Raw genomic sequence first — 18,849 nt, 5'->3', positions numbered from 1 at the left:
TCTTTGTTGGCTCTGGTTTCTCAGCAAATGCGTTAGACAAAAACAAAGACCCGCTGCCGACGGGGAGAGCTTTGGTGAGGCTGCTTCATGAGCGGCTGAAAATGCCTCTAAAGTACGAACTCGATACCATATCCAGAGAGTACATACATCAGATTGGTGAGCTCGATCTATTCGAACTTTTAAAAGAAAAGCTGACGCCTGACGAAATACCTCCATATATCGAGGATATAACCGGCTTTGCATGGAAGAGAATATACACTACAAACTACGACAATGTAATCGAGATTGCTAGGTCTAAGAAGAAGATCAATTCAACCCCTATAGATTGTACAGCTTCCCAATATTTTCTGGAAAAGAATAATACAACGTCAGTTGTACATATAAACGGAATTTTGGATGGCGTGGCCTTCCCCGATTTCGCGACTCGAATTAAATTGACGAAGGCAAGCTATCTAACCAATACATTCATCGAATCGCCTTGGTATTGGAAGTTTAAGACAGACCTATCGATCGCTGGATGCGTCGTCATAATAGGTTACAGTGTTTATGATATCGATATTGCGCGAATATTATACTCCGATCCGGTGCTGAAATCGAGACTTTTCTTTATCGAAGTAGATGATATTGACCCAGTCCTGAAGAGAGAGCTTGAGCAGTATGGAACCGTACTAAACATCGGAGTCGAGCAGTTTGCCGAGATTGTCAGGCAAGCCAAGCATGTGGATCGGACTACGAAAGAGCTAATTTCATTCAGGTTGGAAGCAATGCCGACCGACTCTCGCCGACCTACCGGCGATGACGTTTTAAAATTGCTTTTGTATGGCAGCATCGAGGGCGCTGCTCTATTGGGGCAAGGAGTCCAGAGCACTCCCTATGTGGTGCGTAGGGAGGTTGAGGAAGCAATACTCGACCGTTTGTCAGAGGGCCCATGCCGCATATTGCTTCACTCAGACTTGGGTAACGGCAAGTCAGTTTTGGCAGAATCGCTCAAAATGCGGCTACTCCAGCAGGGCCGCACAGTTCTTCACGTGAATGCCTCCGATGAGACGCTCGGCCAAGACTTGTCGGTTGTATCGCGCCACTTTGTTGAGCCAATATTTTTTATCGATGATGTTTTTCGATTTTCCCAAACAGTCAAAGTGATCTTGTCTGAAGTTCCCAGGGCATCTATTGTCGCTATGACTCGCTCATCGATTTATGAATTGAGGTCATATCGGGTGGCGGAGATTCTTGGAGACGGTTACACAGAATACGACGTCAACAAATTGACTAGAAATGATATAGCTGCTTTCGTAAAAGTTATTGACGATAATGGCCTTTGGGCAGATTTCTCGAACAAAAGTCAAAGCGACGAAGAATATTTTGTAAGCAAGGAGTGCAAGGGAGAGGCCCGTAACTTACTCGTCTCACTATTCCAATCGCCGTCTATACGAGAGAAGATTATTAAGGCGTTCAATGAGAACCCAAGTAGCGAATCTCTTCGTATAGTTTGCATAACACTTTTCTTGGACATCGCGGGCTTCAATCCTGACATAATGCTTGTGGGGCAACTGTCAGATATTGACGTCTTCACCAAGAGGGAATTGATTAATAATCAGTTCTCAATGGAATTGATAGAGAGGCGCCATGGGACAATTCGCCTAAAATCTTCTATATTCGGCGAATATGTTTTACAGCATGTTGTGGATGTGGACTACGTCGTCGATTTAATAGTAAATGTTGTAAAGAAGTGTGAGAATGCTGGCAGAAATAGGCTGTTCTTTGAACTACAGAAGGAGCTTATTCGATTCAGCTTTATAGACCGGATATTTGCTCGTAGAAAGATGGGCGACAAATATAAGGTAATTTATGATCGCCTGAAAGAACTTCCATCAATGGCTAGGAATCCATTGTTCTGGCTGCAGTTTGCAATATCCAGACTTGAGGATGGTAATTATCCGGCCTGCGAAATTCATTTTCGGACAGCCTATAGCCATGCGAGCAGGAAAGGAAATTTTGATACGTTCCAGATTGATAATCATTACGCGCGCTTCCTACTAGAGAGCAGAACCAAGGATATGTCGTATAGGGACGATTTTAAGGTGTTCTTGGAAGCACACGCTCTTTTAATAAAGCAGGCGGTAAAGGAAGAGGATGCGTACTATCCATTCAGGGTGGCGTCTGGCTATCTGCCTTTTTTTATAGCGCGCGGGTCTAGCTACGATGAAAATCAGAAGAATGTTATTAGAAAGAGTGCTGAAGAGGTCATATCTCGAGCCAAGCTTATACCAAGGGGCACCAAGAAACATCATCATGTAGAGCAATGCGTTGCCAATCTTGGAGAATTACTGGCGATGCTCGGGTAGCAGCGAAGATGTGGATATTTAAGCTCACGGATCAAGACTTCGTTGCTGTCTGGGAGGCTAGATGCAATACCGGCGGCTCGGCAATGACCTCGTCGCGGCCGGCTTCCTGGCTTTCCTCGCTGGCAAAAGCTTGCTTCTGGCCGGCAATGCGGCCGGGCTGCAGGCGGGCGTGCCTTCCTATGCCGGCATTGCGCCGTGAGCGACGGGGTTGGGGTTCCGGGCGCTGTCGTCGGATGGTGCGCACGGGCGGGTGTTCCCGCTTTTTGTCTTTGCCTTGGGCTGCCTTGACTGGGGGCTGTTCAAAGCGAGCAGCGGGTTCGACAGCAGGGTTCAGGTGACGGTGGATGCCAAGGGCTTTCGCGACAAGCGCGCCGGCGACGCGCTGATGCCGTGGCAGACGGTGCGTAGGGCCCGCGTGCATGGCAACCATGGCGGGCCGACATTGGTGAATTTCGAGCTGACCGGGCCGATGCCCGAGACACCGGATCACCTTTGAGAACGCTCCCCCCTGACGTATCCTGCTCTCAGAGACACACCACATGCGCACCACCTCAGACATCATCGCCTCTCTCGGCCTCGCCATCGGCGGTGCCTTTGGCCTCGCCGGCACCTTCGTCGCCAGCGCGCCGCTGCGCGAAACGCTCTGGGCGATCGACGGCGTGGCGCTGGTGGTGGCCACCGCGCTGCTGACGATGAAATACCAGCGGCTCGGCAATGATTGCGTGGCGGCTGGCTTCCTGACCTTCCTGGCCGGCGAGAGCCTGCTTCTGGCCGGCAATGCGGCGGGGTTGCAGGCCAGCGTGCCTTCCTATGTCGGCGGCATTTCGCTGTGGGCGGCGGCGCTGATCCTGGTCAGCGTGCCGAACATTTTCGCGCTGTGGATGCGGATCACCGCGCTCATTGCCGCCGTGCTGTTCCTGGTGTCGGTGGGCATGGTGCTGTGGGGCGCGCCCCTGCTGCCGACCTCGGCGCCGCTGCCAGCGGCAGGCTATCCCTTCCTGGTGCTGACCTTCGCCGGCTGGATCTGGACGCTGCTGAGGCCGGCGCGGTGAGCGGGGCCGCCTTGTTTCCTGCGTCGGCGCCGCCCCTCACCTGCCTGCCGGCGTTCGTCGCTCGAAAAGCCAAGCAGTTGGCTTTTCGTCCGCTATGCGGACCGCTCCTCAACTCCCCGTATACGGGGCGAGGGACGCTTATTGCACCTGCTTTCGGCAATTGTCGGCGTTGCAAGAAAGGCGTCGGCGTTGCGCCCAGCCCTCTCGCCCCGTTTACGGGGAGAGATGTCCGGCAGGACAGTGAGGGGCAGCGCCGACCTTGGCAATTGTACAGTGCGCCCCGAACCACGGCCGCCCCGCATTGACATCGGGCGAATACCGGCGCCTTTGGACCTCAGCCATTGGGGGCCAGGGGGAATTTTCATGAAAAAGACCTATGCAAAGCCGACGCTGAGCAAGCGCGAGAAGCTTTCGGCCGTGACGGCCATAGCCTGTCCGGTATCGCAACCCTGCGGATAGCTTCCGCTGCAAGGCCCGCGCTGGCGCTGAACGGCGACTTTTTCCAGCGTGTCGCCGACTGCGATCCGAAGCCTCCCGTGAGGGTCGGTACGAATTCGTACCAATCTCCCGACTTGGTTGATCGCGCAGCACGGTGCCGGTACATAAATCGGGCGGCGGACCTTTATAAGGTCGCTAGTGGCCGGCGCGGGGCTCAGGCAATTGTCTCACCGGCATGCGCGCCGGCCATTTTCCCCAAACGATGAGCGTTGGCGCTGCCCCTCACCTGCCTGCCCACCCTTCGCAGCAGTTGAGGAAGGGGGCCTTTCCTCTCCCCCGTCGATCGGGGGAGAGGTGTCGAGCGAAGCTCGACGGAGTGGGGGTCGACCCTTGGACGCACGGCGAGGCGATGCTTGCGCTATGTCCGTTCGCGGTTGCCAGGTGGGTTCCCCCACTCCGTCGCTGCTTCGCAGCGCCACCTCTCCCCCCTCCGGAGGGAGAGGAAGCCAAGACTGGCGAACCTCAACTCTCAATCCAGACCTTTTCGAAATGCTGTTCCAGCGCCTGGTGCTGTTCGCAGCCTTCGATGCCTTTGCGGTAGGTGCGGTAGACCGAGCGCCAGTAGGGCTGGATGATGATGCCGGAGTCGCGCAAATTCTGTTCGATCTTGGCCATGATCTCCTTGCGGGCTGCAGGATCCGGCATGGCCAGCGCCTTGTCGAGCAGCTCGTCGAACTCCTTGTTGGCGTAGGCGCTTTCGTTCCAGGCGGCGCCGGATTTGTACGCCAGCGCCAGCACCTGGACGCCGAGCGGGCGGCCGAGCCATTCGGTGCAGGAGTAGGGGAACTTGCTCCAGTCGTTCCAGAAGGTGGCGGCGGGCAGCACGGTGCGCTTGATCTTGAGGCCGGCCTCGCGGATCTGAGCGGCGATGGCGTCCGCCGTGTTCTTCTGCCATTCGACGTCGACCGAGATCAGCTCGTATTCATGGTCCGCCTTGCCGGATTCGGCGAGCAGCTTCCTGGCCTGCTCGACGTCGCGTTTGGCGGGGCCGATATCGGCATATTCGGGGTGCATGGGGCCGACATGGTGGTTGTCGGCGGGCTTGCCGCGGCCATCGAGGCCGAGCTTCAGCACGGCGGAATTGTCGACGGCGAGCTGCGCGGCGCGGCGCACCTTGACGTCGTCATAGGGCAGATTGCCGACATTGAAGCGGGCGACGATGGTCGAGCCGGTGGCGATCTCGGAATTCTTCAGCCCCATCTTTTCCGTCTGCGAGACGGCGTCGGAGGCGGTTTCGTGGTCGGTGTCGATCTCGCCGGATTCGAACGCCGACAGCATGGCGTTGGGGTCGGAGCCGTAGTCGATCCACTGGATGCCATCGAGGTAGAACTCGCCCTTCCACCACGGCTTGTCCTTGCGCTTGACCTCGGCGCCGGTCTCGGCGTCCCATTTGACCAGCTCGCAGGGGCCGGTGGTGATGGCCAGCGCCTTCAGCGGGTCGCCGTTGCCGTCATAGGAGCGATGCATGATCAGCGCGGGATAGTCGGCCATGCCGGCGATCAGCGAAATGTCGGGTTTTGGCAAATTGAGCTTGATGGTGAAGTCATCGACCTTCTCGATGCCGCCATCGACCACCTTCTTGGTGTCGGCATTGACCAGAGCGCCCATGCGCGCGGCGACCGAATTGCCGGCAACGCCGGCCTCGCACCAGCGGGTGAGGTTGTGGACGACGTCGTCGGCGTTGAAGGCATCGCCGTTCGACCACGAAATGCCCTTGCGCACGTGCAGCGTCAGGGTTTTGGCGTCGTCGCTCATCTCCCATTTTTCCAGGAGCCAGGGCTCGAATGTAAAATCGGTGTTCCAGCGCACCAGGTATTCGTTGCAGTGGCGGGCGACGTTGGACATTTCGACGCCGTCGAAGGTGCGCGGGTCCTTGAAGCCCTTGACGTTCATGGCGACGCGCAAGGTTCCGCCCTTCTTCGGCTCGGCGGCGCGGACTGGGGTCGCGGTCAGACCGCCCAGGGTAAAGGCGCCGGCGGCGCTGACGCCGAGCCCGGCCATCAGCGCCAGATATTCGCGGCGGCTGATGCCGCCCTTCCTGAAATCGTCGGCGACGGGTTTGGCGCGCGGGTGGAGCTTGCGGTCGGTCAGCATGAATTTCATCGTCGTTCCCTCTTTTGTTGGCGCATGCCGCCCAAAAGTGCCCGGCGGTTTCGGGACAACGGCATGCACGAAAACAGGCTCGCCCCGACAGATCGCCAACGCGGGGGGCGGCTGCGACCGCCGGGCCATTGCCGGAATGATAAAGCCGGGTGACGTAGGGAAATGTTCTGGAATCCGCAGGACTTGTGCGGCGCTCCGCAGGGGGATGACCGGCCGTGGCCTGTGAGGGATCCAGCCCTGGTGGCCGCCGAGTTCCATCACACTCTGGCCTGCGGCTTCGCGTTTCACCAGCGGCTTCCCCCACTCCGTCTCGGCTTCGCCGAGCCACCTCTCCCTCCGGAGGGAGAGGAGGGGGACGCGCTTGGCGAGGTCGCGCCTTTCCTCTCCCCCGTCGATCGGGGGAGAGGTGTCGAGCGGAGCTCGACGGAGTGGGGGTCGACCCATGGCTCGATCGTTGTATTTCAATCGACCAGAACCGTTAATGTGGCGCCTATGGGTGCTGTCCCACCAGCGTTGCCAAGGGTCATCAAGGCAACAAAAAACCCGGCACGAGGCCGGGTTTTCAAACGATCCCAGTCAGGCGGGCCTCAGCTCACCTTGGTCTGCGAGGCGGCCTGGTCCTCGGCCAGCTTCTGCTGGAACATCTGGGCGAAGTCGATCGGGTCGAGCATCAGCGGCGGGAAGCCGCCATTGCGCGTCGCCTCGGCGATGATCTGGCGGGCGAAGGGGAACAGCAGGCGCGGGCATTCGATGAACAGGATCGGCAGCATGTGCTCCTGCGGGAAGCCCGAAATGGCGAAGACGCCGCCATAGACCAGCTCGACGTTGAACAGCACTTCCTGGTCGAAGGAGGCCTTGGCGTTCAGCGTCAGGTTGACGTCGAACTGCTTGTCGGAGAGCGGGTTGGCGTTGACGTTGACGTTGATGGCGATGCCGGGCGCCTTGTCGCGGCCGCGCAGCGAGTTGGGCGCGCCGGGGCTTTCGAAGGACAGGTCCTTGACATACTGGGCCAGGACGTTGAGCGAGGGCTGCGCCGCCGCGTTGCCGTTTCCGTTGGCCGCGCCGGTCGGCGCGTCATCATTGCTGGCCATGAGCCGTTTCCTTTTCCCCTGGGCAGCGTTGCTGACCGAATTGAAATCGGGCGTTCGCTACCATGGCCGGCATGACAAGACAAGGTTTGCCGCCTTGTGACCTTGGGGCGATCGCTCCGACCTTTTATGGGGGGAGATCGATTGCCAAGGGCAGCGCTGCCCCTCACCTGCCTGCCGGCATCCTCTCCCCGTAAACGGGGCGAGGGGTGCTGTCATCGGCGCTTTCGCCAATCGCCAACCCTGCGGGATTGAGCGCCAGCCCTGCCGCCAGCTTCTTTCGCCCCGTTTACGGGGAGAAATGCCCGGCAGGGCAATGAGGGGCGGCGCTGGCCTGTCAAAACAGACCAGAACGCTGCAATCGCGACCTAATCGTCCTTCAGCCGCCGCCACGGCGAATTATGGTCGGGGCCGCGCTTCAGGTCGTCCTCGCGCGAATAGTCGCCGTCGTCGAGGTCGATGACCTTGTCGCGCTGCCGGCGGAAGCCGCCGGTGGAGAAATTGGTGGCCACGACGATGCGGCCCTTCAGCCTGCTCCAGGCAAGGTCGCGCACCGGCGGCAGGAACAGGAGCAGGCCGATGATGTCGGTGATGAAGCCGGGGATGATCAAGAGGATCGCCGCCACCACGATCATGGCGCCATGCGCGAGCTGGCGGCTGGGGTCGTGGCCGGCGTCCATCTCGGTGCGGATGCGGGTCATGACGCCGAAACCCTGGTGCCTCAGCAAAAGCACGCCGGCGAAGCTCGAGGCCAGCACCAGGCCGACCGTCGCCAGCGCGCCGATCTCACGGCCGACGATGACGAAACCGGCGATTTCCAGCAGCGGCAGCGCGAGGAGAAAGAGGGGAAGCAGCGAAATGCGCAAGTCTTTACCGACCATTCGATTGTTTTGCCCCGCCGGCGACCAATCGCCGCTGGCATGGAGGCTGTTAGATAGGTATGCCTGCCTTTGATTTGAATGATTGCGCCTTGCGTTCTATATGCTTTGAATGTTGAACGCTATGCGACCGCGGGCTCCAGGCCGCGCGGTCCGGCCTAGAGGCAGGGATTGATTGGCGGAAGATATGGGCTTCTTCGACTTCGGCACGATTTTCTTCCTGATCGCGGCGGTGGTGATCTTCTTTCAGCTGCGCAACGTGCTGGGCCGTCGGACCGGTAGTGAGCGGCCGCCCTTCGATCCCTATACGGCCGCGCGCACCGACAAGGACGCCACGCAGAAGCCCGAAAACGTGGTTTCGCTGCCGCGCAAGCGGTTGCCCGGCGAGCCGGCGCCGGCGGACAATTATGCCGCCATCGACGCCTTCGCCAAGCCCGACACCGATCTCAACAAGGGCCTGCGCGCGATCAAGGACAACGACCCGTCCTTCGACCCCAAGGGGTTCGTCGACGGCGCCAAGATGGCCTATGAGATGATCGTCATGGCCTATGCCGACGGCGACCGCAAAACGCTGAAGAACCTTCTGTCGCGTGAGGTTTTTGACGGCTTCGTCGCCGCGATCGGCGAGCGCGAGGCCAAGTCGGAAAAGATCCAGTCCTCCTTCGTCGGCATCGACAAGGCCGACATCGTCTCGGCCGAGATGAAGGGCGGCGAGGCGCATGTCACGCTGCGCATCATCAGCGAGCTGATCTCGGCGACGCGCGACAAGGCGGGTGCCGTCATCGACGGCGACCCCGAAACGGTGGCCGAGGTCAAGGATGTCTGGACCTTCGCCCGCGACACGCGCTCGCGCGATCCGAACTGGAAGCTCGTCGCCACCGAAGAAGAAGACTGACCCCGGCAAGGCGAGGCTCCGGTGTCGCTATCGCCTTCCTTTGCGGCAAAGTCTTTCGACGATCTCCCCGGCTGGGACGACGACGACCATCTGCCGGCCTTCGAGGCTTTTCGCCGTTCCGCCTTCCACGTGCTGGTAAAACCCTATCGCAGCGGCGCGCTGGGCGTCGATTTCGGCGCCTTTGCCGAGGCCTATGCGCAAGCACGCGAAGCCCCCCCGGCGAACCGGTCCGAGGCCCGCGCCTTCTTCGAGCGCCATTTTGTCCCGATGCTGGTCCGGCCGGAGACCGGCGCTGGCCTTGTCACCGGCTTCTACGAGCCTGAAGTCGAGGCTTCGCCGGTGCGGACGGAGCATTTCGTCGTGCCGCTGCTGTCGCGGCCGGCCGACCTCGTCGATGTCGACGACGCCAACCGGCCCGCCGGGATGGATCCCTATCTCGCCTTCGCGCGCCGGACCGCCGACGGGCTGGCCGAATATCCCGACCGTGGCGCGATCGAGCGCGGCGCGCTCGCCGGCCAGCGGCTGGAGATCGCCTGGCTGGCCGACAGGGTCGATGCCTTCTTCATCCATGTGCAAGGCGCGGCACGGCTCGCCATGACCGACGGCCGGCTTTGCCGCGTCACCTACGCCGCCAAATCCGGCCAGCGTTTCACCGGACCCGGGAAGGTGTTGAGGGAGGCGGGCGAAATCCCGCTCGCCGAGGTGACGATGCAGTCGATCCGCGCCTGGTTCAAGGCGCATCCGGAGCGCGTCGACGAGATCCTGTGGCGGAACCGCTCCTATATCTTCTTCCGCGAGGCCGCCGGGGATGACGCCGCGCTGGGACCGATCGCGGCCGCCAAGGTGCCGCTGACGCCGGGCCGCTCGATGGCCGTGGACCGGCTGCTGCACACGTTCGGCACGCCTTTTTACATCGACGCGCCGACGCTCACCGCCTTCGACAAAAGACCGTTCCGGCGGCTGATGATCGCGCAGGACACCGGCTCGGCCATCACCGGACCGGCGCGCGGCGACCTGTTCGCCGGTTCGGGCGACGCCGCCGGCGAGATCGCCGGCGTGGTGCGCAACGCCGCCGACTTTTTTGCGCTGGTGCCGCGCGCGCTGGCCAGGGGCGCAAGATGAGCAAGCGCGGGGATAAACTCAGCGAGGACGACCGGGTGCTGTGGAACCTGGTGGCGCGCACCGCCAAGCCGCTCAAGGGCCGCGCCGCCGTCGACATTCCAGACTTGGCCGTCGATGCCACGCCAACGCCGCCGCAACCGGGCCAGCCCGTCGCCGCGCCGGCCGGCCTGGCAAAGCCGAAGGTGCAGCATGTGACGCAGCGGCTCGACGAACCGACGCTGGACAAGTTGCAGAAGGGCCGGCTGCCGATCGAGGGCCGCGTCGACTTGCATGGCATGACGCAGGACGAGGCCTATTCGCTGCTGTTTTCGTTCCTGCACCGGGCGCATGCCGGCGGCGTCCGCTATGTGCTGGTCATCACCGGCAAGGGGTCGTCCTCGGGTGGCGATGGCGTCTTGCGGCGCGCCGTGCCGGCCTGGCTGTCGACGCCGGCGTTCCGGCCGCTGGTCTCCAGCCACGACCATGCCGCCCGCAACCATGGCGGTTCGGGAGCGCTCTATATCAGGCTGCGGCGGGTACGCTCATGAGGACTTCGCCCATGAGTCCAGGCGCATGACGCCGTTCGGCGAGAAGCTGCGGGCGCTGAGGGCCGAGCGCGGCGTCAGCCAGAAGGACATGGCCGCGGCGATCGGCGTCAGCGCCGCCTATCTCTCGGCGCTGGAGCATGGCCGGCGCGGCGCGCCGACCTGGACGCTGATCCAGAAGATCATCGGCTATTTCAACATCATCTGGGACGATGCCGAGGAACTGGCGCGGCTGGCCGAAGCCTCGCACCCACGCGTGAAACTCGATACGTCGGGCCTTTCCCCTGCCGCCACCGAACTCGCCAATCTTCTGGCCGAAAACATCGAGAAGCTGGACGAAGCGGAATTGCGCCGCATCACAGCGTCGATCCATGCGGCGTTGGGCCGGCGATCCTAGAGCTCTTTGTTTTCACGCAATTCCGGACGGAAAACCGTTACACACTTTTCCTGGAATTGCTCTCGAACGGCTTTGCCCGGACTTTGCGGCGGCCGAGCGATCGCCCGAGCGCAAAAAAACGGCGCCCGCCGGCGAGCAGCCAGCGGGTGGCCGTGGCGGGATCAGCTCTTGCCGGTCGTGCTGCCGCCATTGTTTCCCCGGCCGCCATTGTCGTGATGGTCGCGGCCACCGTTGCCGCCGCCCAGACAGTCCGATGCGCCAGCGCTGCAACAACGGCCGCTCCACAGATCGTTGAGGTTGGTCTTGGCACAGCTTTTGGTCTCATCGGCCAGGGCGGATCCGGTCAGCGCCGACACGGCAGCGGCGGCGAGAAGGGTGTTGCGCAGAAAAGCAGTCATTTGAAGTCTCCATGATTTGGGTTCGGTTACAGCCATGTGTCGCTGGTCCGAACGAAATGGTTCACGGAGGGATGAAAGAGTCGCGGATAACGATGCGAGATGTGCGATCGGCAATGCCGGCGCCGCCCCTCATCTGCCTGCCGGCATCTTCTCCCCGTAGAACGGGGAGAAGGGATTTCCCGCGCCGTCGCCGCTTGTCCTGCAACGGTGACGATTTGCGAAAGCAACGACAACGGCGTCTTTCTCCCCGTCACTATACGGGGAGAAATGTCCGGCAGGACAATGAGGGGCAGCGCTGCCCTTTGCTAAAGATAAACGGACACTTTCATGGGCACGAGAGCTGCAGCGGCTCGAAGCGCGGCGCTCGTTGCTACTGTACCGAGCCGACCAGGACCTGCTGGCCGCCGCGGATCGAGACCCAGCGGCCGGTGTTGTCTATCGCCTGCCGCTTGAGGAAGCGGTAGCCGGTCTCGTCCCAGGGCTTGACCTTGTCGGTCAAATTGTCGAGCACGTAGTCGCCGCCATCGGTGCGCACCGTCAGCACGGCGTGGCCCTCACCGTCGGGCTTGCGCACCACGGTTATCAAGAGATCGGCGAGCGATATGCCCATGCGGGACAGCTGGCGCCGCTTCTCCAGCACATAGTCCTCGCAGTCGCCCACGCCCTTGTCGGGATAGGCCCAGACCTCGTCCTTGCCGTAAATGTCCATGTCGCTCATCGGCTTGACGGCGGCATTCACCCTGGCGGTGACGTTGACCAGCTTGCGCATCAACCCGTCGGTCAGGACCGCCGGCGCGAGGTTGGCTGGGCGGATCGAGCATTCGCCCGGATGCTGCTTGCAGAAATCGTAATGGCCGATCGGCTGCGAGGTGAGGCCCCCGGTGGCCATGGCGTCCGACGCCCAGGCCGGCGCCATCCAGCCTCCCGTTACTGCCAGCCCGGCTGCCACGCATACGCGCAGCCTTCCCATGGTAGAGGAATTCATTGTCCCCGCTCACCCTGTTGTTAACGAAACGTTAAGGGCGATTTACACTCCGTGTCAATTACGGCGTCGGGCTGATTTCAAGCATGGTTACCCGCGGGGAGGGACAGCGGCCCTTGTGCAACAAAACCGGACCTGCCGCCCGGTTCGTTTTCAAATGCCTACCGCCTGGCGGTGCGGACCAGCTTCGGCTTCACTGCCACCCGGTCCTGGCGGCCATAGCTGGTGATGAAGTCGACGATGCGCGGCACGATCTCGGAGCGGAAGCGCGAGCCGTTGAAGACGCCGTAATGGCCGACCGCCGGCTGCATGTAATGCGCCTTCTTGTCCGCCGGGATGTTGACGCACAGGTCCTGGGCCGCCCTGGTCTGGCCAAGGCCCGAAATATCGTCGTTCTCGCCCTCGACCGTGAACAGGGCGACGTTGCGGATGGCGGACGGATCGATCCTGGTGCCGCGATGCATCATTTCGCCCTTGGGCAGCGCATGGCGCACGAAGACGGTGTCGACGGTCTGCAGGTAGAATTCCGCCGTCAGGTCCATCACCGCCAGGTATTCGTCATAGAAGTCGCGGTGCTTTTCGGCGTTGTCGCCATCGTGCTTCACAAGGTGCATGAAGAATTCCTTGTGGGCGACGATGTGGCGGTCGAGGTTCATGCTCATGAAACCCGAAAGCTGCAGGAAGCCGGGGTAGACCTCGCGGCCGAAGCCCGGCACCGGCCAGGGCGCGCGCATGACCACGTTGTCGCGGAACCAGTCGATGCCCTTTTCCTCGGCGAGCAGATTGACGGCGGTCGGGTTGCGGCGGGTGTCGATCGGCCCGCCCATCAGCGTCATCGTCGAAGGGACGAAGGGGTCGCCCTTTGCCTCCATCAATGCCACGGCGGCAAGCACCGGCACGGAAGGCTGGCATACCGCCATCACATGCGTGTCCGGACCCAGCGTGTGCAGCATGTCGATGACGTAGTCGATATAGTCGTCGAGATCGAAGCTGCCTTCGGCCATGGGCACCATGCGGGCGTCGACCCAGTCGGTGATGTGGACATCGGCATAGGGCAGCATGGCTTCCACCGTGCCGCGCAGCAGCGTCGCGTAATGGCCCGACATCGGCGCCACGATCAGCAGCTTCGGGTCGGCCTTGCGCCCGGCGGGAACGGCGCGCTCGAACCGGACGAGATTGCAGAACGGCTTCGACCAGACGGTCTTTTCGGTGACCGCGACGCTCTTCCAATCCACCACGGTCTTGGCGAGGCCGAATTGCGGCTTGCCGTAGCGGCGCGTGGTGCGCTCGAACAGTTCGGCACCCGCCGCGATCGATCGGCCCCAGGGGGTATGCGAAACCGGATTGAGCGGGTTGGAGTAGAACATCCGCACCGCATCGGCATAGAGCCGCGCCGGCTGCAAGGCGGCGTGGTTCATTTCGTAGAGCTGGTAGAACATCCGTTACCCCCCGCGACCGAAGGCACGACGAGTAGCGCCGAGCCCTAGATGTCTCGCGGGGAGGTTAACAACTAATTGCTGCGATGCAATACGTCACGTGGCGTGACCAATGCTTCTTTCGTCCAAGAGCCTTGAAAACCGGCGCCGGACGGCACAGCCGGCTCAATGTGCAGCGCCGAAATGTGTAGGATATGTGTCAGGCCTTCGCGCCGGACCCCTGACCATGCCCCCCTGAACGTTCCGCTTTGCGCCGTTGACTGCGGCCCGGAAGAGATCATGGTCAGGAGGCGATCAAATCAGACGCGCGCCATGCAGACCGAAGTCTGACCGGAGCCGATGAAGCCGAGCTGGCCGGCGGCACCTTTCGACAGGTCGAGCACGCGGCCCTTGATAAAGGGACCGCGATCGTTGATGCGCACGACGACGCTGCGGCCGTTGTTCTTGTTGGTGACCCGCAATTTGGTGCCGAAAGGCAGCGTGCGGTGGGCGGCGGTCAGCGCCAAGGGGTTCATGCGCTCGCCCGATGCGGTCCTCGAGTGCAGTGCGTACCAGGAAGCGCGGCCACACTGGCCGGCGGCGGCGGTTGCCGAAGTGGCGGAGGCTCCGACCATCAGGCCAGCAGCGATCGTTACCGCGACAAGCGCAGTCTGTTTTGGGGTCTTCATATTTGGGGGATGGCTCCGTTTTTGACAGACCCCAGCCGTTAGGTCGAGAATAAGGCAGGAAATGCGGCAGTGATCTGGCGGTTCCATGGCGAGATCACACGTTTGGAGTCACAGGGTAACAGTCTGTCAGGGACTTTTTGGCGCGCCAGGACCAGTTTTCGATCATGTTTTGAGCGCCATGATGGACTTTCGCGATAAGATCTGGCGTTGATCTTCAAATAGAAGTCTGCACGATCTGGCCACTTCCTTCGGCTCTTTCATCACGGCGATAGCGCCGCAATCGATCGACTTGAAAAGCGGGATTCGACAATGAGACTGATCAAAAATCTGCTGGCGTTGATTGTGCTGGCCATCGGTGCGCTGTGGTCGCTGCAAGGCATTGGTGTGATTGCCGGCAGCTTCATGACCGGCCAGTCGCAATGGCTCTATATCGGCCTCGCCGTCATGCTGGTCGGCCTGGCCGGGCTGGTGTGGGCGAACCGTCCGCGCGGGTAAGCTTCGAACAGACGGTGGCGAACGTTCGCCGCCGTTCCCGATATCCGCGCTCCGTGCGCCAGGTTGAGCAAGCGCTTGCTCGGGTGGAGCACTTACGCGGGCGATCGAAAGCGCCTTCCGCGATCACACCATAGTCGGCTGGGTGCAGTCTGGTAATTTATCCGGAGCGTCCCTATCTGGGGCCGAAGAACTTCCGTTCTTAACTATAAGACGGCAGGACTAAAGTCTTGCGCGCAGGTAGGCCTTGGTCTGAGGGGCCCTCAAACGTTCCGTACTTGTCCATTGGACGTTCCGTACTTTAGTCAATTGAGATATATGTGGCCTGACGCAGACCCGTTGCAAAGAGGCGCGTGCTCCAGCCTTCGGTGTCTCCAATTTGCCACGGATTTCGAGCCGGGCTTTCTCTTTAACTCCCAGGGCCAATTTCGACCGGATTTCATTGACGGCGTTTGCGATGGCGTCAGCGGTCGAGAAGTCGAGGGCCAAGTCCAAAATGCACTCCGTTGTCCAGATCGAAAGGATGCCCAGAAGGCCCTTCTCATCCTCGACCGTGCTGACGTGGATCTCGGTCGGCACGAAAGGCAGAGCCTTGACGGTTCGGCGCATGGATCACCTGCTCTCCCCCAAGCCGCGACATTCGCGCGCCCAGGTTACGATTTCAAGTTGGCCATAAGCTACCCAGCGGGAAAAGAATGGCCGGTGCGGGGATGCTTGGGTTGAAAGCGGGTCGCACCGGCCATTGCGGGTTTAGGCTTCGATTTGGGATCGTCCCCCGCATGACCAAGCTATATGTATATTAGCTATTGCTCAACTAAGACTGAAGTCCCTCCCGCTGCCAGCCGGAGGGACGGCGTTCAGCCGCCCAACGCCTCAGACACGGCGCGCGCGGTCTCGGCGCCGGAAAAGTTCTGCTGGCCGGTGATCAGGTTGCCATCGCGCACCGCAAAGCCGCGCCACAGGCCGGCCTGGAGACGGTGCGCCAGCTCGGATCGTTCGGGGGCGCTGCCCCGCTCACCTTCGTCGTTAACGACATTCACCGCTGGAATTTCATTCCCCGTCTGGCCACCGGATTGGCACGATCTATCTTCTTTCCAACTGCGATCGGCTGGAAAAGACGCTAGGTTGACCCATGGAGGCTCCGACATGAACGAGCACAGAAAAGCCACGGCCGATAGTGCCGCCTCGAAGAGCGACCCCTCGGACAGCGCCATGTCGCGCCTGCGCCCGCCCTATGCGTCGGTGCTCGCCCTGATCGGACAGACCCCCATCGTCGAGCTGACCAAGTTCGACACGGGAAAATGCCGGCTGTTCATCAAGCTCGAGAGCCAGAACCCGGGCGGCTCGATCAAGGACCGCATCGCGCTGTCGATGATCGCGGCGGCCGAGAAAGAGGGCAGGCTGAAGCCCGGCGGCACAATCGTCGAGGCGACCGCCGGCAATACCGGGCTCGGCCTCGCCCAGGTCGGCATCCCCAAGGGCTACCGGATCATCCTCGTCGTGCCCGACAAGATGTCGCGCGAAAAAATCCAGCACCTGCGCGCGCTCGGCGCGGAAGTGCGCCTGACGCGCTCCGATGTCGGCAAGGGCCATGCCGAATACTATCAGGACATGGCCGAGAAGATTGCCGCCGAACTGCCTGGCGCCTTCTATGCCAACCAGTTCGCCAACCCCGCCAACCCGCTGGCGCATGAAACCACGACCGGTCCGGAGATTTTCTCGCAGCTTGACGGTGATGTCGACGCTGTGGTGGTCGGCGTCGGCTCGGGCGGCACGCTGACCGGGCTTGGCCGCTTTTTCGCCAAGGCGTCGCCGAAGACGGAGATGGTGCTGGCCGATCCGGTCGGCTCCGTGCTGGCGCCGCTGATCAAGACCGGCAAGATGGAAGAGGCGGGAAGCTGGACCGTGGAAGGCATCGGCGAGGATTTCGTACCGCCCAATGCCGATCTGTCGCTGGTCAAGAAGGCTTATTCCATCAGCGACAAGCAGAGCATGCTGGCCGTGCGTGATCTCCTGTCACGCGAGGGCATCCTGGCCGGCTCCTCGTCGGGCACGTTGTTGTCGGCTGCGTTGCGCTATTGCCGCGAGCAGACGGTGCCGAAGCGCGTCGTCACCTTCGTCTGCGACAGCGGCAACAAATACCTGTCGAAAGTCTTCGACGATATCTGGCTGGCCGAGCAGGGTCTGGCCGACCACGAACAGCATGGCGATCTGCGCGACCTCGTGATGCGCTCGCCCCGCACCGGCGACATCGTCTATGTCGGTCCTGACGAAAGCCTGCTCAACGCCTATGGACGCATGCGCCGCTCCGATGTCTCGCAACTGCCTGTGCTGGATGAGGGCAAGCTGGTCGGCATCGTCGACGAGAGCGATATTCTTGCGCATGTCGACGGTCCCTATGACGGCCGCTGGGAACGCTTCAACGGTCCGGTGCGCTCGGCCATGACCTCCAACCTGCACACGCTGCAGGCCAGCCAGACGCTGGACGCGCTGCTGCCGGTGTTCGACCGCAACGAGGTCGCCATCGTCTTCGACGGCGACGAGTTCGTCGGCCTGATCACCCGCATCGACCTGATCAACCATCTGAGGCGCCGCGCAAAATGACCACATCCGGCAAGAATCGCCTGGCCTTCTCCACCCGCACCATCCATGGCGGCCAAAGCCACGACCCGCTGACCGGTGCGGTGATGGTGCCGATCTACGCCACCTCGACCTATGGCCAGCAGTCGCCCGGCGTGCACAAAGGGTTCGAATATGCCCGCAGCCAGAACCCGACGCGCTTTGCCTTCGAGCGCGCGGTGGCCGACCTGGAAAGCGGCTCGGCGGCCTTCGCTTTCGCTTCCGGGCTGGCGTCGATCGCCACGGTGTTGGAGCTGCTCGATTCCGGCGCGCATATCGTCGCCACCGACGACATCTATGGCGGCTCGTTCCGGCTGATGGAGCGGGTTCGCAAGCGCTCAGCCAACCTGCAGGTGAGCTTCGTCGACTTCACCGACCTTGCGGCGGTAGAGGCCGCGATCCGCCCGGAAACAAAAATGCTCTGGGTCGAGACGCCGACCAACCCGCTGTTGCGCATCGTCGATCTCGAGGGCGTCGCAGCCCTGGGCAGGCACAGAGGCATCCTCTCGGTCGCCGACAACACCTTCTGCAGTCCCTATATCCAGCGGCCGCTGGAGCTCGGCATCGACATCGTGGTCCACTCGACGACCAAATATCTCAACGGCCATTCCGACATGGTCGGCGGCGTCGCGGTTGTCGGCAACAACAAGGATCTCGCCGACCGGCTGAAATTCCTGCAGAACGCCATCGGCGCCATATCGGGCCCATTCGACAGTTTTCTGGCGCTGCGCGGGCTGAAGACCCTGGCGCTCAGGATGGAGCGTCATTCCGCCAACGGCCTGAAGATCGCGCAGTGGCTGGAAGCCCGCAGGGATGTGCGCCGTGTCATCTATCCCGGCCTCGCCAGCCATCCGCAGCATGGCATCGCTGTCCAGCAGATGCACGCCTTCGGCGGCATGATTTCCGTCGTGCTCGACCGCGATCTCGCCGGCACCAAACGCTTCCTCGAACGCACGCAGCTGTTCACGCTGGCCGAAAGCCTCGGCGGGGTGGAGAGCCTGATCGAACACCCGGCGCTGATGACGCATGGCTCCATTCCCGCCGAAAAGCGGGACGAGATCGGCATATCGGATTCGCTGGTGCGGCTGTCGGCGGGAATCGAGGATGGCGATGACCTGATCGCGGACCTGGATCAGGCGCTTGGGGGCTGAGCCACTCCGCCGAGGCGAGCCAATCGCCAAAGCTGGCGCCGCCCCTCATCGCCCTGCCGGGCACTTCTCCCCGTATAGTGACGGGGAGAAGGGGCGGCCGCGACCTCGGCGACCTCTTTGCGACGTTGGTGATTGGCGAAGCACGCGGTGACAGCGTCCCTCTCCCCGTCCCTATACGGGGAGAGGATGCCGGCAGGCAGG

The 18,849-nt window shown here is 61.7% G+C and carries 21 protein-coding genes; 12 read left to right on the top strand and 9 right to left on the bottom strand.

Features of this window, described 5'->3' with window-relative positions; all coding sequences use genetic code 11:
- Positions 1-74: 74 nt before the first annotated feature.
- From C7I87_RS33515 to C7I87_RS35495, 5 genes are all read left to right on the top strand, one after another.
- Positions 75-2,345 carry an SIR2 family protein gene (locus C7I87_RS33515; RefSeq protein WP_149908216.1) on the top strand — a complete coding sequence of 757 codons (2,271 nt, stop codon included), beginning with the start codon at positions 75-77 and terminating at the stop codon, positions 2,343-2,345.
- A gap of 61 nt (positions 2,346-2,406) precedes the next feature.
- Positions 2,407-2,544, top strand: coding sequence for a hypothetical protein (locus tag C7I87_RS35505; protein ID WP_188394111.1), 138 nt, complete (start codon positions 2,407-2,409; stop codon positions 2,542-2,544).
- A 9-nt stretch (positions 2,545-2,553) separates the two neighbouring features.
- Positions 2,554-2,841 carry a hypothetical protein gene (locus C7I87_RS33510; protein WP_149908215.1) on the top strand — a complete coding sequence of 96 codons (288 nt, stop codon included), beginning with the start codon at positions 2,554-2,556 and terminating at the stop codon, positions 2,839-2,841.
- Between the two features lie 43 nt (positions 2,842-2,884).
- Complete coding sequence (locus C7I87_RS35500; protein ID WP_188394108.1) at positions 2,885-3,397, top strand: hypothetical protein; 513 nt, start codon at positions 2,885-2,887, stop codon at positions 3,395-3,397.
- 363 nt (positions 3,398-3,760) lie between these two features.
- Positions 3,761-3,856 carry a putative RiPP precursor gene (locus tag C7I87_RS35495; protein ID WP_188394107.1) on the top strand — a complete coding sequence of 32 codons (96 nt, stop codon included), beginning with the start codon at positions 3,761-3,763 and terminating at the stop codon, positions 3,854-3,856.
- Between the two features lie 501 nt (positions 3,857-4,357).
- Here C7I87_RS35495 and C7I87_RS33495 read toward each other — a convergent pair.
- The 3 genes from C7I87_RS33495 to C7I87_RS33480 all read right to left on the bottom strand — a co-directional run bounded on the left by C7I87_RS33495 (position 4,358) and on the right by C7I87_RS33480 (position 7,952).
- Positions 4,358-5,998 carry an ABC transporter substrate-binding protein gene (locus tag C7I87_RS33495; RefSeq protein ID WP_149908214.1) on the bottom strand — a complete coding sequence of 547 codons (1,641 nt, stop codon included), beginning with the start codon at positions 5,996-5,998 and terminating at the stop codon, positions 4,358-4,360.
- Positions 5,999-6,585: 587 nt separating this feature from the next.
- The gene (secB, locus tag C7I87_RS33490) at positions 6,586-7,089 is read right to left on the bottom strand and encodes a protein-export chaperone SecB (protein ID WP_149908213.1); all 504 of its coding nucleotides are present in this window, start codon (positions 7,087-7,089) and stop codon (positions 6,586-6,588) included.
- Positions 7,090-7,454: 365 nt separating this feature from the next.
- A complete protein-coding gene (locus C7I87_RS33480) occupies positions 7,455-7,952 on the bottom strand; it encodes an FxsA family protein (RefSeq protein WP_149908287.1) in 498 nt (165 codons plus the stop codon).
- Between the two features lie 199 nt (positions 7,953-8,151).
- Here C7I87_RS33480 and C7I87_RS33475 point away from each other — a divergent pair, with 199 nt between their 5' ends.
- From C7I87_RS33475 to C7I87_RS33460, 4 genes are read left to right on the top strand one after another with little or no spacing between them, the layout of a single operon-like run.
- Positions 8,152-8,859 (top strand): Tim44/TimA family putative adaptor protein, encoded by a 708-nt coding sequence (locus C7I87_RS33475; RefSeq protein WP_149908286.1) that lies wholly within the window; start codon positions 8,152-8,154, stop codon positions 8,857-8,859.
- Between the two features lie 21 nt (positions 8,860-8,880).
- Complete coding sequence (locus C7I87_RS33470) at positions 8,881-9,981, top strand: murein transglycosylase A (RefSeq protein ID WP_149908212.1); 1,101 nt, start codon at positions 8,881-8,883, stop codon at positions 9,979-9,981.
- Positions 9,978-10,508 carry a Smr/MutS family protein gene (locus C7I87_RS33465; protein ID WP_149908211.1) on the top strand — a complete coding sequence of 177 codons (531 nt, stop codon included), beginning with the start codon at positions 9,978-9,980 and terminating at the stop codon, positions 10,506-10,508. Before C7I87_RS33470 ends, C7I87_RS33465 begins: the two co-directional genes overlap by 4 nt.
- Before the next feature lie 25 nt (positions 10,509-10,533).
- The gene (locus C7I87_RS33460) at positions 10,534-10,902 is read left to right on the top strand and encodes a helix-turn-helix domain-containing protein (RefSeq protein WP_149908210.1); all 369 of its coding nucleotides are present in this window, start codon (positions 10,534-10,536) and stop codon (positions 10,900-10,902) included.
- A 161-nt stretch (positions 10,903-11,063) separates the two neighbouring features.
- On the opposite strand, the gene C7I87_RS33455 is transcribed toward C7I87_RS33460, so the two are convergent.
- The 4 genes from C7I87_RS33455 to C7I87_RS33435 all read right to left on the bottom strand — a co-directional run bounded on the left by C7I87_RS33455 (position 11,064) and on the right by C7I87_RS33435 (position 14,386).
- Positions 11,064-11,300, bottom strand: a complete 237-nt coding sequence (locus C7I87_RS33455) for a hypothetical protein (RefSeq protein ID WP_149908209.1) — start codon at positions 11,298-11,300, stop codon at positions 11,064-11,066.
- Between the two features lie 370 nt (positions 11,301-11,670).
- Positions 11,671-12,285: a transglutaminase-like cysteine peptidase gene (locus C7I87_RS33445; RefSeq protein WP_149908208.1), complete on the bottom strand. Its 615-nt coding sequence runs from the start codon at positions 12,283-12,285 to the stop codon at positions 11,671-11,673.
- A gap of 158 nt (positions 12,286-12,443) precedes the next feature.
- On the bottom strand, positions 12,444-13,721 hold the full coding sequence (locus C7I87_RS33440) for a polyhydroxyalkanoate depolymerase (RefSeq protein ID WP_149908207.1): 1,278 nt from the start codon (positions 13,719-13,721) through the stop codon (positions 12,444-12,446).
- Between the two features lie 296 nt (positions 13,722-14,017).
- Positions 14,018-14,386, bottom strand: coding sequence for a septal ring lytic transglycosylase RlpA family protein (locus tag C7I87_RS33435; protein WP_149908206.1), 369 nt, complete (start codon positions 14,384-14,386; stop codon positions 14,018-14,020).
- 309 nt (positions 14,387-14,695) lie between these two features.
- Here C7I87_RS33435 and C7I87_RS35490 point away from each other — a divergent pair, with 309 nt between their 5' ends.
- Positions 14,696-14,881 carry a hypothetical protein gene (locus tag C7I87_RS35490; RefSeq protein WP_188394106.1) on the top strand — a complete coding sequence of 62 codons (186 nt, stop codon included), beginning with the start codon at positions 14,696-14,698 and terminating at the stop codon, positions 14,879-14,881.
- A 219-nt stretch (positions 14,882-15,100) separates the two neighbouring features.
- On the opposite strand, the gene C7I87_RS36305 is transcribed toward C7I87_RS35490, so the two are convergent.
- Entirely contained in the window at positions 15,101-15,487 is a 387-nt protein-coding gene (locus C7I87_RS36305) for a hypothetical protein (RefSeq protein WP_246696524.1), read from the bottom strand.
- 248 nt (positions 15,488-15,735) lie between these two features.
- Complete coding sequence (locus C7I87_RS33420; protein WP_246696523.1) at positions 15,736-15,918, bottom strand: hypothetical protein; 183 nt, start codon at positions 15,916-15,918, stop codon at positions 15,736-15,738.
- A 106-nt stretch (positions 15,919-16,024) separates the two neighbouring features.
- Here C7I87_RS33420 and C7I87_RS33415 point away from each other — a divergent pair, with 106 nt between their 5' ends.
- Together C7I87_RS33415 and C7I87_RS33410 are read left to right on the top strand one after the other, a co-directional pair.
- Positions 16,025-17,482: a pyridoxal-phosphate dependent enzyme gene (locus C7I87_RS33415; protein WP_149908205.1), complete on the top strand. Its 1,458-nt coding sequence runs from the start codon at positions 16,025-16,027 to the stop codon at positions 17,480-17,482.
- A complete protein-coding gene (locus C7I87_RS33410) occupies positions 17,479-18,648 on the top strand; it encodes a trans-sulfuration enzyme family protein (RefSeq protein WP_149908204.1) in 1,170 nt (389 codons plus the stop codon). Before C7I87_RS33415 ends, C7I87_RS33410 begins: the two co-directional genes overlap by 4 nt.
- The last annotated feature ends 201 nt before the right edge of the window (positions 18,649-18,849 follow it).

The sequence above is a fragment of the Mesorhizobium sp. SARCC-RB16n genome (genome assembly GCF_008520305.1).
GTDB lineage: Bacteria > Pseudomonadota > Alphaproteobacteria > Rhizobiales > Rhizobiaceae > Mesorhizobium.
This window is presented reverse-complemented; position numbering and strand designations above follow the sequence as displayed.